The 15477-nt window shown below is 69.3% G+C and carries 10 protein-coding genes; 6 read left to right on the top strand and 4 right to left on the bottom strand.

What is annotated here, in order from left to right:
- Nucleotides 1-105 precede the first annotated feature (105 nt).
- From SSP24_RS18360 to SSP24_RS18385, 5 genes are all read left to right on the top strand, one after another.
- Nucleotides 106-2292 carry a trypsin-like peptidase domain-containing protein gene (locus SSP24_RS18360; RefSeq protein WP_141310722.1) on the top strand — a complete coding sequence of 729 codons (2187 nt, stop codon included), beginning with the start codon at nucleotides 106-108 and terminating at the stop codon, nucleotides 2290-2292.
- Between the two features lie 62 nt (nucleotides 2293-2354).
- The gene (locus SSP24_RS18365; RefSeq protein WP_141310723.1) at nucleotides 2355-2651 is read left to right on the top strand and encodes a hypothetical protein; all 297 of its coding nucleotides are present in this window, start codon (nucleotides 2355-2357) and stop codon (nucleotides 2649-2651) included.
- 50 nt (nucleotides 2652-2701) lie between these two features.
- Complete coding sequence (locus SSP24_RS18370; RefSeq protein ID WP_141310724.1) at nucleotides 2702-2926, top strand: hypothetical protein; 225 nt, start codon at nucleotides 2702-2704, stop codon at nucleotides 2924-2926.
- 319 nt (nucleotides 2927-3245) lie between these two features.
- Nucleotides 3246-4673, top strand: a complete 1428-nt coding sequence (locus SSP24_RS18380) for a hypothetical protein (protein WP_189986360.1) — start codon at nucleotides 3246-3248, stop codon at nucleotides 4671-4673.
- Entirely contained in the window at nucleotides 4670-5818 is a 1149-nt protein-coding gene (locus SSP24_RS18385; protein WP_141310727.1) for a hypothetical protein, read from the top strand. The genes SSP24_RS18380 and SSP24_RS18385 overlap by 4 nt, the downstream gene beginning before the upstream one ends.
- A gap of 280 nt (nucleotides 5819-6098) precedes the next feature.
- Here SSP24_RS18385 and SSP24_RS18390 read toward each other — a convergent pair whose 3' ends face one another.
- The 4 genes from SSP24_RS18390 to SSP24_RS18405 form a co-directional block, all read right to left on the bottom strand.
- Nucleotides 6099-8453 carry a VPS10 domain-containing protein gene (locus SSP24_RS18390; RefSeq protein WP_141310728.1) on the bottom strand — a complete coding sequence of 785 codons (2355 nt, stop codon included), beginning with the start codon at nucleotides 8451-8453 and terminating at the stop codon, nucleotides 6099-6101.
- A gap of 727 nt (nucleotides 8454-9180) precedes the next feature.
- Nucleotides 9181-10692: a glycoside hydrolase family 43 protein gene (locus SSP24_RS18395; protein ID WP_141310729.1), complete on the bottom strand. Its 1512-nt coding sequence runs from the start codon at nucleotides 10690-10692 to the stop codon at nucleotides 9181-9183.
- 452 nt (nucleotides 10693-11144) lie between these two features.
- Entirely contained in the window at nucleotides 11145-13130 is a 1986-nt protein-coding gene (locus tag SSP24_RS18400) for a beta-galactosidase (RefSeq protein ID WP_141310730.1), read from the bottom strand.
- A 218-nt stretch (nucleotides 13131-13348) separates the two neighbouring features.
- Entirely contained in the window at nucleotides 13349-13987 is a 639-nt protein-coding gene (locus SSP24_RS18405) for an expansin EXLX1 family cellulose-binding protein (protein ID WP_141310731.1), read from the bottom strand.
- Between the two features lie 442 nt (nucleotides 13988-14429).
- Between SSP24_RS18405 and SSP24_RS18410 the strand changes: the two genes are divergently transcribed.
- Nucleotides 14430-15218 (top strand): GH12 family glycosyl hydrolase domain-containing protein, encoded by a 789-nt coding sequence (locus tag SSP24_RS18410; protein WP_141310732.1) that lies wholly within the window; start codon nucleotides 14430-14432, stop codon nucleotides 15216-15218.
- Nucleotides 15219-15477 lie beyond the last annotated feature (259 nt).

Here is a 15477-nt window from a genome sequence, read left to right on the forward strand (position 1 = left end):
GCTCACTGAGGCGAACTTTGAAATCACCCTAACGTGGCCGGGGACGACGCCGGACGCAGTGTGAGTACGACGGACAGCAACGCGCGGCCCCCAGCGGAAGGTTGGGTGGCTGCGATCCACGCCGGGGCAGCGGACCGCCGCCCGCTCGGGTCTGGTTTCCTGATCGACGGGCGACGGGTGCTGACCTGCGCACATGTGGTGTTCGAGGGTGGGCGGCAACGAGCAGAGTTGTGGGTAGCGTTTCCCAAGGCACAGGCCCTTGGGCGGCGCCGTCGCGTCCGAGTACACGAAGTCGTAGCTCCTGCGGTTGAGGAGCACGACATTGATGATGTCGCGGCTCTAATCCTTGCCGAGCCGGTCCCCGAGGAGTATGCGGCCCGTTTGCGGGAGCCAGAGATCGGGAGCCTTGTCCAGCGTCGGTGGTGGGCGTTCGGGTTTCCCGACGGGATGCTGGGCAACTCCTCCGACGGAGTTGTCGGAGAGGAACTTGGGTACGGCTGGGTACGCCTGGACACCGGCTCCCGCTACGGCGTCAAGTCCGGCTTCAGCGGGGCAGCGCTGTGGTCGCCGGACTACGACGCTGTGGTGGGCATGGTGGGCCAGGCCCAGGGAGCAAACGGCGACGCCCGAGCGATCACCGTCCGCGCTATCGGCGAGTGCCTGCCAGACCAAAAGCTTCATCTACTGACTGGCTGGTCCGCAGAGGCCGCTGGCGAGAGCGCACTGGCTGCTTGGGGCTGGAGCCTGGCCGAGGATGCGGAAGCAGGGCGGCACTGGCGCCCGCGTGCCCGCGGCGTGAGCACGGATACTGAACGCGGCTTCCGTTTCCGCGGGCGTACGGCCGCGCTGAACGAGGTGAGCGACTGGCTCACCAGCACGCTTGCTAGGCGCCAAGTGTTGGTCGTGACCGGCTCGCCAGGAGTAGGCAAGTCGGCCGTGCTGGGCCGGATCGTCACCACCGCCGATCCTGGGATCGCCGCAGCCCTCCCACCCGGCGACGACGCCGTGCGCGCATGCGCGCGGTCAGTTGCCTGCGCGGTGCATGCCAAGGGAAAGACTGCCCTGGAAGTGGCAGGTGAGATCGCCCGCGCCGCATCCGCGCAGCTCCCGGCCACGATCCGCGACTTTGCCCCCAGCTTGCGTGACGCGCTGGAAAGCACTGGGCGCACTGGGTTCACCGTAGTCATCGATGCCCTTCACGAGGCGGCCAGCCCGCAGCAGGTTCGCCTGATCATTCATCACATCGCGCGGCCCCTGGCTGAGAACCTCGATCGGCTGGGCGTACGCGTTGTCGTCGGCAGCCGACGACAAGACGACGCCGGCCCTCTCCTGCAGGAGTTCGGCAATCCCCGCGTGGTCGACCTCGACACACCTGAATTTTTCGAGTTGGCCGATCTCACCGCCTACGCACTGGCCACCCTCCAACTCCACGGCGACGAACGCCACGACAATCCCTACAACACACTTGAGACCGCAGAACCCGTCGCCGAACGGATCGCCTTCCTCGCCGAGGGCAACTTCCTCGTCGCCGGTCTCGTCGCCCGCGCCCACGGCATGCATGACCAACAGCCTGTGCCCGCCGAAGCACTCACCTTTCCCCCCACCGTCGATGCGGCCCTGAGCGAGTACCTCGCCCTGCTCCCCAGCGTCGAGGGCGTGCCCGCTGCGGCGCTCCTGACAGCCCTGGCATACGCCGAGGCGCCCGGGATGCCGGTGGACCTCTGGCGCGCCACCGTCGCCGCCCTGGGTCACAAAGCCCCCACCGAGCAACGACTACGGGCATTCGCCCAGTCCTCCGCAGCCAACTTCCTCGTCGAAACCAGCACGGCGCAAATCCACGCACCTGTCTTCCGGCTTTTCCACCAAGCGCTGAACGAGGCGCTGCGACGCCACCGCAACACCATCGAAGACGAGAAAACCATCACCGCAGAACTCCTGCGCGCAGGACAGGCGAAAGGTTGGGCCCACGCTCCCGCCTATCTACTGCGTTCTTTGCCCGGCCACGCGGCCCGCGGCCGAACATTTGACGAGTTGCTGCGCGATGACACCTTCCCCCTCTACGCGGATTTGCGGCGCCTCATCTCTGTCAGCGGGGCAGCGACCAGCCGTGTAGACGTCTCCCTCTATCGCAGAGCCACATCGGATCGCGTTGCTGTCCTGCGTAAAACCCCACGCGCCATCGACGCTCCGCCAGCCGAACGCGCCATTCCTCGCGGGTGTGGGTGGTCCGCAAGGCCCAGCAGGCCGACCGGTACGAACAGCTTCCGCAGCTGCGGCTGGTCACCGAAGTGACGCGCGGGTTGAAGCCGAAGGTGCGGTGGCGCGATCGGCATGGTGTCGTTGGGGAGCGGGAGTTGAATCTGCTGTCCGTGCACGAGCGGATGCTGATGTTCACTGAGGGGCCGCAGGGTCCGGAGCCGCTGTGGCTGTGGCTGAACGAGCAGGGGATGCCGTTTCGGCCGCACTCCTGGGACGGCGTCTTCCGTACGGCGAACGAGCGGTGCGCGAAGGTGCTGACGCCGCCGAGGTACCTGGGGATGGATCCGCATCAGGTCTTCGCCCCATACGCGACCCCGCACTCGGCACGGCACTCGTTCGCCCTGTACATGCTCGTGGTGCTGAACTACCTGATGGACCGGCGGTCGGGCTGAGTCCGGCCGAGCGGCGGGACTTCCGTCTGCTGTACGGGGATCCATGGTTCATGGTGCAGAACCTGCTGGGACACGCATCGCGGCAGACCACCGTCGACATCTACCTCGCGCCCGTGGCCGATCTGCACTTGCGGGCGATGCTGACCACGGCCGACGACGATCCGGAGCAGGCGCCGATGCCGGAGCTGGATGAGGTCTTCGCGCGCATCGCCCGGGAGTCGGACGGCATCCAGGACCTCGACGACCGCCTCGACCCCTTCGGGGGTGTGGCGTGAACCGACGGGGACGCCGGGCCGCCCTTCCCCCAGGCGACCATGCACGCCCCGAACCCCTGGATCCGGGCGGGCTCGTCGTACGGCACGTCGACCGCAATGGCCGGGTGCGGGCGTACGACTTCGCGACGCTGCCGGTCGCCGAGCCGATGCAGCGCTCCCTGGCTGTGTTGTTTGCCGCGCGCTGTCATCCCAACCGGTGGGGTAGCCACCGCTCGTCGAGACTGATGTTCGAGCTCCTGGAGAAGTTCACCGTGTTTTTGTCCGGGCTCGAGCGGCCGCCCAGGGACGTGGAGGAGCTGACCACGGCGCAGGTCAAGCAGTGGCGGCTGAGCGAGGCGGGCACGGCGGGCGGCTACAACGCCATCACCCGGGTCGGCAGCCTGCTGCGGCAGGATGCCCGGCTGGTGAGCGGGCCGGTGGCGGACGAGCTGGCTGTGCGTACTCAACGGCCGAAGAGCCAGACGCAGTCTTACAGCGAGGAAGAGTTCGACCGCATCAAGCGGGCGGCGAGGCGCACCTTCCGCGCCGCGCTGCTCTGCGTATCAACGACAACGCGGCGCACCTGGAGCGGTGGCGGGCGGGCGCCTTCGCGCCGGGCAGCCACGACTTCATCCTGGGCGAGGCGCTCGCCTCTCTGGCCCGCACGGGCGACATCCCGCGCCGGGTCAGCGCGAAGGGAGCACGGAATCCGGTCTGGCGGTTCCATCCCGTCCTGGGCAACACCAGCCCGGCCGCGACCTGGCAGCGGCTGTTCCTGTCCCGGCTGGAGGCCGCTGCCCTGGGCGTGCTGCTGATGGCCGAGTTCGGCTGGAACCTGTCCGTGATCCACCAGGCCAAGGTCCCCAAGGCCAGCCCCGACCCCGGGGAGGACGGGCACCCGACGTACCGCATCCCTGTGGTGAAGTACCGGCGCGGCGGCGGCCGCTACTTCGAGAGCCGCAATGTCACCGACGACGGCGCCGGCTCCCCGGGACGGCTGATCACCGAAGCCCTGCAGGCCACCCGCTTCGCGCGTGCCGTCGTCGAGGACCTCGCGCCCGGCACCGACCTGCTGATCGTGTGGCGCTGGGCGCAGGGTGGGCACGCCATCACCACCTCCGATCACCACCCACCGGTCGGACTCTTCCGGTTCGGCGTGATCGATGGCGCTGGCAGCGCCTGGGCCCGGGCCGAAGGACTGGCCGGTTCGCCCTTCCGCCGCGGGCGGCGCACGGTCAATGCGCTGGTGCGGCGCGAGCCCGGGCAGAACAGCCAGGCCACCCATGGCCGTGACTACGTGCTGGTCGACCAACGGGTGCAGCAAGAGGCCGCGGACATCATCGCGGCCGGCGCCGAGGACGCCGCCGAGCGCGCCCGCCAGGCAGTCCTGGTCGCCGAACTCCGTGCCATTCCCGATCCCGACGACCGGGAGACCGCGACGGCGGATTGCCACGACTACGGGCACAGTCCCTTCACCGGGCCGGGCGAGGGCTGCCGTGCCTCGTTCCTGATGTGCCTGGGTTGCACCAACGCCCGCATCCACACCGGCCACCATGCGCGCCTGGCCCATCTGCACCGGGCGCTGAACCACCTGCGCTCGGCCCAGCCGCCGACGGTGTGGGAGGCCGACTGGGGCGAGGCCCACGCCCGGCTTGAGGACCTCAAGCGCCGCCTCGGCGAGCCGGTCTGGGCTCAGGCCCTGGCCCGCGTCACCGACGCCGTCCGTGATCTCATCGACTGCCTGCTGAACGGAGTGCTCGACGCGTGACCACCGCAGCCCACCACGATCCCTACATCCTGCCCCTGCCCGCACCGGACACGCCCGTCGTGCTGCCGCACCGTGTCCTGCCCATGCACGCGCACATCAACGGCTGCTACGCGGACTGGATCTGGCCGCTGGCTGCGTTGACGGAGAACCCCAGCCGCCACAAGGCCAGCATCCGCTGGCGTCAATGCCCCGTGGCCTTCCGGGACGAACTCCGGCTTGCTGCCTGGACCATGATTAACGGTGAGTTGCGGCCCACTTTCCTTGCCGAGCGCGCCACCCGGCTGCGGGCTCGCGTCAGCCTGAGTGACCTGACCGAGGCGGTACGGCAGTGGATGTACCTGGCGGCCTGGCTCGACGAGCGCGGGCTGACCTCGCTCGCCCAGTGCACCACCGCCGTCTGGACCGCCTACGACCAGCACCTGCTCGCCGCCGGCTCCAGCCGGGAGCGCGTGCTGGAGGTCCTCGGCACCCTCACCCGCCTGTGGGCGTTCGACCAGCTCTCCGCCCGCCCCACGGGTATCTCCCGGCCGCCGTGGGACGAACTCGGTGCCGACGACTACCTGCCAGCCGCCTCCGCCGCCGGGGGTGGGGATAACGCCAGCGAGCCGATCGCTGAAGGGACCATGGGGCCACTGCTGGTCTGGGCCCTGCGCATGGTCGACGACCTCGCCGACGACATCTTCGCCGGACACGCCGACACGAAACGGCTGGCGGAGGCTGGCCGGACGATCCCCAGCATCCCAGCCGGCCAGGCCGCCCTCGAGGCATACCTGGATCCGCTGGTCGCTGCGCGGGCGCCGCTGCCCGCCGTCCGGCTCAAAGGCCGCGAGGGATACGGCTTCGCCCGGTACTACGTCGGCGGACTCACCGGCGCTTCCCGCCACCAAGTCGCCCTTTACGTCGAGCGCCACGGCCTGGTGGCCGCCGCCGCGCAACGGCCTGGCCCCTGCCCACTGCCCACCCCCATCACCGGCCTTCCGCAGCCGGTTGTAGACGCCTCGCCAGTTGCCGTACTTCTCTGGCAGGTGCACTCACTGCGTGCTGGTCTGGAACTTGTAGGCGATCGCGTCGATCACCTTGCGGTGGTCCCGCCAGCGGCCACCCCTCTGCGGCGTCCGGTTTGGGAGCTCAATCCGCGCCCCTGATGATCAATGGCACACCCGAACCAACGACCGACTGATCCAAACGAAACTGCCTGGGCGCTGCCCTTGCGCGTCCGCGATCAGCAGCTGTGCGGTCGGCAGAGACCTCGTGCCCCGAGACTCGTAGTGTCGTCCCGGGGCCGGGCTGTCCGCTGGGAAACCCCAAGACAGGGTGGTCCGTTCCTCCGGAGATCTGCGATGTGCTTGGTTGCTGACGGACCGGGGTCCTGATCGGCGACGCCGGTGAGGTCAACGGCCGGACAGGTAGTGGGCGGCGGTGGCCTCAGCCGACGATGTCGCCGTAGATTATGCCGCGGGCACTGAGGTAGACGCGGCCGTAGATGAGCGGGTCGCCGGTGATGGCGGACCCGGCGAAGCCCCACTGGTGGTCGTCGTCGTTGATGCGGATCCAGGATTTGCCGCCGTCGGTCGAGCGGAAGATGCCGTCCTGGCCTTCGACCGTGGCTGAAGTGTAGATCGCCGGGTAGCCGGATCGTTTGGCGGCCTTGCCGAAGCCGACCGAGATCGCCAAGTCGATCGTGCGGATGCGCTTCCAGGTTGTGCCGCCGTCCTTGGATTGCCACAGGCCCGTCTCGACGTCGTCCTTGTCGCTACGGCCGGCGAGCCAGATGTGGCCCTTGTGGCCGGGGGCGACCCTGAAGTCGTCGACGCCTTCGGCGGGCAGGCCGGTCGCTCCGGTGTCGGAGAACGTCCGGCCCGCGTCGGTGCTTCGGTAGAACGTGCCGCTGGAGAAGGCGTACAGGACGGACGGGTTGACGCGGTCGGATCGGATCCTGGTGCCTGCCGGGAGTCCCCGGACCGGGTTCCACGTCTTGCCCAGGTCGGTGCTGTAGACCGGGGTGACGTCGGTGTTGCTGGGTGACCACAGGAGCGCGGAGGCGTTGGCGGTGATCGCGATGACGCCGCCGTGGTTGTTGGCCGGGAGGCCTGCGAGTCGCGTTGCGGCCCGCCAGGTCTTGCCGCGGTCGGTGGAGACGATGACGTGGCCGGACGTGTCGCCGTGCACGTCGCCGCTGCCGACGATGATGTCCGGGTTGGACTGGGCGTAGTCGAGACTGGTGCCGCCCCAGTCGGGGTGGATCATCTCCTCGGCCCGGTCGAGGTCGGTGTGGACGAAGCCGTTGACGTCGCCCATGGCGGAGACGAGGGTGCCGCCCACGGCGGCGAGGTCGCGGACCCACGTCATTTCCACGCCTTCGGCCCGCACCCCGACCGTGAACCGCTCGACGGGCAGCGCGATCCGCTCGCCGGCCTCGTTCTTGCCGATCAGCTCGCCTTGGGCGTCCCACTGCGTCAGGTCCTCGGTGCCCCAGATGGTGGCGCCGGTGCCCCACATGATGCGGTCGGAGTTGTGCGGGTCGATCGCCAGGCCGTCGATCATCCACCCGTGCTTGACCGCGTACGCGGGCCCCTCGTCGACGCCGCCCCAGTCCAGCCACGGCGTGCCGGTGTTGTCCATGACGAAGCGGTCGGTGCGCTCGGTGCCTTCGGCGTAGTCCCAGCTGAGCTGCCAGGTCTTGCCGGAGTCCGTGGAGCGGTAGAGGATCTCGTCGGGGTACCAGTTGTTGCACGTGGCCGCCATGAGCGTGCCGGGGTTCTGGCGGTCGACGGTCAGACCGCCGAAACCGGGGATCGGGCCTCTGGGGTTGTACGCGGGGGTGATGTCGGTCCATTGGCCGGTCCGGGTCTCCAGCCGCCAGATCTGGCCGCCGTTGCCCGAGGCGGGTGCGCCGTTGTAGGGGCCGGGGTCCCAGCCGGTGACGATGTAGAGGTACCCGTTCGAGTTGTCCACAGCGGACTGCTTGGGGATGGTTCGGTTCCCGTCGACCTCGCCGAGCGCTTCGGCCGCGCCGGGCACGGGCTGCCAGGTGGCTCCGCCGTCCTTGGACACATAGAGCGGGTCGTCCGGATCGGCCACGCCCACGTAGATGTCGCCGCCGATCCGGTCGAAGTCGATCCAGATCACGCCCTGGTTGTCGGCGAGGTAGTCGTTGGTGGGGTCGATGACGAAGTTGCCGGGGTTGGGGAAGTTCTCGACCGCGGCCCAGGTGCGGCCGTAGTCGGTCGAGCGCCACAGGCCGTTCCCGCTGGGGGCGCCCAGGTACAGCTGTGCGTTGTCGGCCGGGTTGACGACCAGGCGCTCGCCCATGCCGCGGCCGGGCATGTTGCCGCCCTGTTTGAAGGGCAGCGGTGCGACGCCCCAGGTCTCGCCGTAGTCGTCGGAGTAGAGGACGGCGCCGTTGTTGGGGTCCCAGTCGGTGGTGTAGGCGCCGACCGCGGCGTAGACGCGGTTGGTTTCGACTGGGTCGGTGGCCATCGAGACCACGTACTGGTAACCCCACTTGTCGCGGCCGACCCAGTCCATCAGCGGCTTCCAGGTCCGGGAGTCCTCCTGCCAGCGGAAGGCGCCGGCGACGTCGGTGCGGGCGTAGATCAGGTTGCGCTCGCTCTCGTTGAAGATGATGCCGGGAACGTAGCCGCCGCAGTTGACGGCGACGTTCTTCCAGGTGTAAGCGTCCTTGCCTCTCGGATCGGCCTTGGCGAAGGCAGGGGCGGGCAGGGCACCGGCCGTGACCGTGGCCGCGCCGAGGGAGGCGATGAACGTGCGTCGTCGCATGACGTTCTCCTTTGCGATGGAAACGAGAGGCTGGTTTTCGACTCGCCCGGCACACGGAAATCGCCTAGCGCAACCTCGCCGGGTTCCTGCATTGGTGTTGTGCGGACTCGGGAATACAGGCGTCTGGCCCGGCTACTCCTCGTGGGGAGGGAACCGAAGCCATCGGGGGCCGGCATGGAGCCTTCTCACGCGTGACGTCGTGAGAAGGCGGCGGCGAACCGAGGCCGCGTCTGGTGGGCCGAGTTTCGCGTGTTGCCGGAATGTAGAAAGTGAGCGTCACGTTTGAGGTGTCGTTGACATCGTCGAAGAACCGCTGGGACAGGGTGATCTCGCCGGCGGCGTACTCCGGCGTGATGGCGACACGGAACTTTCTTGATCGAGGTCCAGCCATGCGGGCCGGCGTTGGTGCCGTCGGCGTAGACCGCCTCCCGGTGACGTTCGGGCTGCCCCAGTTCGTCTAGGCGGAACCGTGTCCAGGGTGTTGCCGGAGTTCCAGCAGGGGCTGCATCGCCGCTACAGCGTCCATGACGCCCCGTTACACGGAGGCGGACCGTGTCGTCGGTCGAGGCCGTCGACGTGGCGCCGGCCACTCCCGGCTCGACGGCGAGCGCCAGGAGCAGGGAGGCCACGCGGCCGGGGCCGAGGCTGCGACGGTGGGGTGCGGTGCCGTATGCCCTTCATGTTTTGTCCCATTCGGTCGGTCATGCCTTTCCGTCCTTCGGTCGGTTCACACTTCGAGGGGCTCGTAGTCGAACCAGTCGAAGTGGACGGTGCCTGCAGCTGCGTACATGCCGATGACGCGTCCGGTGAAACCGCCGGCGACCTCGGTCGACAGGTAGCGGCCGTCGAGGGCGGCGAGTTGGGTGAACGTGCCGTCGGGTTGTTCGATGCCGAGGGAGACGACGTCGGGTCCGGTGCACGGCGCGTGCGGGGGCGGTGGGTCCGTGATGGTGACGGCGAGGACCAGGGGCCCGGCGGCTACGGAGTGTTCGGCCACGACCGTGCGCAGGGAGCCGACGCGGGCGATCACCCGGACTTCCGTGGCGGATGCCTCGATCGCGTAGTGGTGCCGTTCGTCCAGCCGGACGGCGAGGCCGCCGCGCCCCTCGGACGGGTCGATCAGGGTGCGTGTCCCGCAGGCGAGGTGCTGCTGGCGGCGGCCGGTGAACACCACGTCGGGTGCGTCCAGGGAGTCGCCCCGCGCGCGGAGCGTCAGCCAACCGGGGCGCTCCTTGGTGGTGCAGAGCTCGGCAGGGCGGTCCCGCACGGAGATCCAGGCCGGCCCGAGTTCGCTGAGCCTGAAGTCGTCCCGTCGCTCTTCGGCGGGGGCGGGGGAGAGGGGCCAGGGGAGCGCGGACAGGTCCAGGGTGACCTCGCCGACGACCGGCCAGCCGTCCTCCCAGGTCACGGGGGCCAAGAAGGTTTCCCGGCCGAGTACGTGCCAGCCCGGGGTGCCGCCGCGCGGCCGGACCCCGAGGAAGACCATCCACCAGGAGCCGTCGGGGCCTTGGACCAGGTCCGCGTGGCCGGTGTTCTGGATGGGGTGGTCGGTGCCGCGGTGGGTGAGGACCGGGTTGGCCGGGCACGGCTCGAACGGGCCGGCGGGTGTACGGCCTCGGGCGATCGACACGCCGTGGCCGCGCTCGGTGCCGCCCTCGGCGATGAGCAGGTACCAGTAGTCGCCGATCCGGTACAGGTGCGGTGCCTCCGGGGCCTTGGCGCCGGGCCCGCCGGACCAGAGCCGGTGCGCTTCGCCGTACGTCTTACCGGTCGACGGGTCGATGCGGACCTGCGCGACCCCTGCGACCGTGCACCAGCAGGTGCCGCCCTCGTCCCAGGCCAGGTCGGGATCGATACCGTGCACGCCTGGCGCCGGGATCGGATCCGACCACGGCCCGGCCGGGTCGGTCGCCGTGACGATCAGGTTGCCGCCCCCTTCACGGGCGTTGGTGACGATCAGCCAGAACCGGCCGTCGTGATGGCGCAGGGTGGGGGCGTAGATGCCGCCCGAGGACGGCATGGAGGCCGGCAGACGCAACTGCTCCGGCCGGTCCAGCACATTGCCGATCTGCCGCCAGTGCACCAGGTCACGGCTGTGGAAGAGCGGTACGCCGGGGAAGTACTCGAAGCTGGAGCAGGCGAGGTAGTAGTCGTCGCCGACCCGGCAGATGCTCGGGTCGGGGTGGAACCCCGCGAGCACGGGGTTGGCGGCGGGGGCGGGCCGGTTCTCAGCGGGCACCCTCGGTCGTCCTTTCGTCGAGTGGGCGGCAGGGTCGGTGCTTAGGAAGCGTCCGGCCGCGTGCGGATGATGCGGAGCAGCGCCGCGGAGGGCACGGTGGACAGTTCAAGGTGAGGTCAGCCGTGGCCGGGTGTCAGACGGCAACGGCCTGACGGCGGGGTACAGCACCTCGGCACGGGCCGCACCGCCCGCCCGTTCGGGCAGCCGGAGGGTGGTGGTGGCCGCACCGCCCGGGCGGCGCCAGACGGTGAGGTAGGTGGGGGCGGGGCAGGTGCCCGCAGTTGGACCAGGAGCCCTGTCCGGTCAGTTCGAAGCCGGCCTTGCCGTGCCCGTACCGCACGAGATGCGTCAGGCGGACGCTGCCGTCGTCGTCGAGGACGAAGTGGAGTTGTAGGGCCTCGTGACCCCAGCGCAAGCTCCGCTGTTCGTTTTCCATGCTGTCCTTTTCCAGGTCAGTGGCCGCGCAGGACGGCGCAGCCGCCGGGCGGCAGTTCGTGGGCTGTGGTGCCGGTGAGCAGCTCGTGGGCGGGCTCCGGCAGCGGCACGGCGTCCTCGGTGTGGTTGATCAGGACGTGCCAGCGGCGGCCGTCGGCTGCGTGCCGGGTGACGGCTTCCACACCGGCCGGCAGGCCGGGTACGTCCGGTTCGACACCGGCTTCCTTCAGCAGGTGGCCGACGAGAGCGCCGTAGTCGGCCTCGTCCAGACGCGTGGAGACATACCAGCCCTGCCCGGTGCCGAAGCGGTGCCGGGTGAGTGCCGGGCTGCCCGCGAGCATGCCGTGGGTGTAGGCGGCGAGTGTTTCGGCGCCCTCGGCGCGCAGGGACTCGCTCCAGACGGTGCCGTGCGAGCCGTCCGACAGGGTGATCCGCTCGTCCGTACGTAGCGGCCGGTGTTCCTCGACGCGGATGCCCAGCGCCTCGCGCAGCGGTCCCGCCGGATAGCCGCCGAGGCGGGCGTGCATGCGCTCGTCGACGTATCCGGTCGCGTGCTGGACGAGGAGGGTCCCGCCGCCGGCGATGTAACGGCGCAGGTTCTCGGCGCCCTTGTCGGACATCAGGAACAGGGACGGCGCGATGACCAGCCGGTAGCGGCTCAGATCGTGCTCCGGGTGGGTGAAGTCGACGGTGGCGCCCGCGTCCCACAGCGCGCGGTGTGCCCCGGCGAGCGGCGCGTGGTAGTCGAGGCGGGAGGAGGGCAGGCCGTCCACCTCCAGTGCCCACATGGCGTCCGGGTCGTCGAGCACGGCCACGGACGCGGTGACCGTCGATCCGGCCAGCTCCCCGAGTGCGGCGACCGCCTCACCGGTCTGTGTGACCTCGCGGAAAATTCGGCTGTCGGGACCCGCGTGCGGAAGCATCGCCGAGTGCCAGGTCTCGGCGCCCGCCCGGGACTGCCGCCACTGGAAGAACAGGGCGCCCTCCGAACCGCGCGCGATGTGGCCGAGGCTGTGGCGCAGTACGTCACCCGGCTCCTTGCCGATCACCTGATCGCCGTCGTAGACCGTGCTGGTGCCCTGCTCCATCAGCAGCCACGGGCGGCCGTCGGCCAGGGAGCGGGAGCGGTCGGCGTAGAAGGCCACATGTGCGGCGCCGTCGAGGCCGTTCGCGTCCGGGTACTGGTCGGAGGTGACGACGTCGAGTTCGCGGGCGAAGGCCCACAGGTTGAGCCGTAGGCAGTAGGGCAGCATCAGGTTCGTCGTCACCGGGCGGTCGCTGTGCTCGCGGATCGCGGCCCGCTGCTCGCAGTAAGCGGCGATGATCTCGTCGGCCCAGAAGCGGTGGAAGTCCAGTGTCTGGCCGGGGTTTTTGTGCCACTGCGTCGCGCGCGGGGGCAGCACCTGCTCCCAGGAGGAGTAGCGCTGGCTCCAGAAGGCCGTGCCCCACGCCTCGTTGAGGGCGTCCAGCGAGCCGTGGCGGGCGCGCAGCCACACCCGGAAAGCCGCGGCCGCGTGGTCGCACCAGCAGAGCGTGCCGTACTCGTTGTGCACGTGCCACAGCGCGAGCGCGGGGTGGTCGCCGTACCGTTCTGCCAGGGCGGAGGCGATACGGCGGGCCGCGCTGCGGTAGGCGGGGGCGGCGAGGCAGTAGGTGTCGCGGCTGCCGTGGACGAGGCGGGTGCCGTCGGCCCTGACCGCCAGGGCCTCGGGGTGGGCGAGGGTGAACCAGGGCGGCGGGGAGGCGGTCGGGGTGGCGAGGTCGACGGCCACACCGTTCGCGTGCAGGCGTTCGATGTGGGCGTCCAGCCAGGAGAAGTCGTAGCGTCCTTGCTCGGGTTCGAGCAGGGCCCAGGAGAAGACTCCGAGGGTGGCCAGGTTGACCCTGGCCCGGCGCATGAGCTCGTCGTCCTCCTTCCAGACCGGTTCGTCCCACTGCTCCGGGTTGTAGTCCCCGCCGAAGGCGAGGCCGCCCAGGCGGTCGGTGATCCTGCGTGCCGTCATGACGGCTCCTCGATTATGGAGAGTCGCGTGGCGATCTGATGGAGCGTCAGCCCACCTGTGAGGAGGCCCTCCACGGAGTCGAAGCGCTTCACCTCACGAGGAAGTTAACGGACATGTTTCATGCGAAACAAGAGCTTCGACGCGAAGAAAGATTCCCTGTCCTCCTCCGTTCCCGGCCTACTGGCGGAAAGGCCGGTGTCGATGCGCTTCGACAACTCTCAGTGCCGGGCGAACTGGGCCCCGGTCGACTGCACGATGTCCGGCCGCAACGCGATCCCGGTGATGGTCAGTCGTTCGCCGTAGATGTCCGTGATCCTGATCGAGTTACCGCACCCGCTGCCGCCGGCGGAAAGGAAGTAGTTGTCCTCGGTGCGGGGCAACCGCAGCCAGTCGTCGCCGGTCTTGACCTCCAGGCCCGCGACCGGGTTCCGGTGGCCGATCGCCTGGATGCCGCCCCAATAGGAACTGGACCCGGTCTTGTACTTGATGGAGATCGTGTCGGACGTGCTGGGACTCACCATCTGCCAGGTGATCGGGATCCGGCCGACCTCGAGGTCGGCGAGCTCGGCGAACGCCTCCTGGTTGAGGTCGAGTTGCCCGTGTGCGCAGGGCAAGGGGCACTCGCTGGTGATCCGTACCCTGATCGTCTTGCTGTTGGCCGCGCGGACCAGCACGTACGCGCCGCATGCCCTGGACGTCTCGTAGTCAGTGGTGTTCATGGCCGCGATCATGAGGTCGAGACTCGGGCCGAACAGGCAGGCGCCGTTTCCGTCCCCGGCCTCGTAGGCGGTGGCGACCCCGGTGCAGTGGTGCCGGGGTGGATCCGGCCCAGCCGACGATGCCGCGATGGACGCCATTCGCGGGGATCTCGGGGTGCTGTGGCCGACGGTTGCGAGCGCGGCCGACAGCGGGCCGGCCGCCCCGAGTTAGGTGCGACAGGAAGAGCAAGCCCGCGACCACCGCACCCCGGGGACTCCCACTGGGGCACCTGGTCCGGGCGCGGAAGGCCCACGGTAGGCCGCCAGTACATGCGCGCCAAACAGGATGCAACAAACTCCGACAGAAATATTGCGTCATTGTGTCGCCCGTCCTATCGTGAGCGTCGAAGCGCTTCGACTGCCGGTCCGCACTTGCGCAACTCCCTGCACCGGCCTGCCTTTTCAGTGCCTCCTTCCCTGATCCGCCTATCCCGTCGGCCTGCGATCCGTGCTGTCCATTGCCGGATCCCCGCGCCTCGTCGTATCGGCGCACGCGACCGGACCTGTGTCACGAAACCCGCAATCATCCGGAGAGTGATCCATGCTCAGGAGACATCGACCGCTGCGCTCAGCCCTGATCGCGGTAGTGCTCAGCGCCACCGCCGTGCTGGGGATGCCCTCGACCGCTTCAGCCGCCCACACATGCGCCGCGTACGAGACGATCACCCAGGGCAAGTACTACGTGAACAACAACCTGTGGGGGCAGGACAACGGGAACGGCTGGCAGTGTGCCTGGGACACCTACCAGTCCGGCGACACCATCGGCTGGGGCACCAGCTGGGACTGGACATCCAAAGCAGGCCAGAACAGTTCCGTCAAGTCATATACCAGTTCGGTCCTGGGCTGGCACTGGGGGTGGAAGACGCAGAACACCCAGCTGCCCACCCAGTTGTCCGCCAACCGGCCGGTGCGGACCTCCTGGAACTTCAACGTCACCCAGAGCAACATCAACACGCTCAACGTGGCGTATGACCTGTGGCTGCACGACATCCCCAACCCCGACTGGCAGAGCCAGCCCACCGACGAGGTCATGATCTGGCTCTACACCGCGGGCGGCGCCGGCCCCGTGGGGTCCAAGGTCGCCACGCTCAACGTCGGCGGTGCCAGCTGGGACCTGTACCAGGGCGACATCGGCTGGAAGGTCCACTCGTTCGTCCGCACCAGCAACACGACGTCCGCGAACCTCAACCTCGCCGACTTCACCAACGCACTGGTGAACCGTGGGTCGATAGCGAACTCCAAGTACCTTTCCAGCGTCCAGGCCGGGACCGAGGTCTTCAACGGCCGCGGACAGCTCGACACCAACTCCTACACCGTCACGGTGGGTTGAGGCAGTCGGCAACGACCCGGGCACTGCCGGAGCGGCCAGCCGGCGCCGACCGCTCCGCGCACCCCGGCCAGGCCCTCGTTCGGCCCCACCCAGGGCCTGGGCCTGTGGTGGAGCGGCAGGCACAAGCGACACGGTGGTAACGTCCAGGTCCTCTCCACCCCCAGGGCTTCCCGGATCCGGACCTCCCCGGGCCGTCCCGGCGCGTGCGACATGTCCAACGGCGCGCACTCACGGCCTGCTCGCCGCACTCGACACGGCA

Source organism: Streptomyces spinoverrucosus (assembly GCF_006539505.1).
In the GTDB taxonomy this organism is placed as follows: domain Bacteria; phylum Actinomycetota; class Actinomycetes; order Streptomycetales; family Streptomycetaceae; genus Streptomyces; species Streptomyces spinoverrucosus.

Coding starts and splice junctions, on each gene's coding strand:
- SSP24_RS18370 (WP_141310724.1), top strand. CDS start 2,702: ATGGTGCAGAACCTGCTGGGACACGCATCGCGGCAGACCACCGTCGAC.
- SSP24_RS18390 (WP_141310728.1), bottom strand. CDS start 8,453: ATGCGACGACGCACGTTCATCGCCTCCCTCGGCGCGGCCACGGTCACG.
- SSP24_RS18400 (WP_141310730.1), bottom strand. CDS start 13,130: ATGACGGCACGCAGGATCACCGACCGCCTGGGCGGCCTCGCCTTCGGC.
- SSP24_RS18405 (WP_141310731.1), bottom strand. CDS start 13,987: ATGGCGTCCATCGCGGCATCGTCGGCTGGGCCGGATCCACCCCGGCAC.
- SSP24_RS18410 (WP_141310732.1), top strand. CDS start 14,430: ATGCTCAGGAGACATCGACCGCTGCGCTCAGCCCTGATCGCGGTAGTG.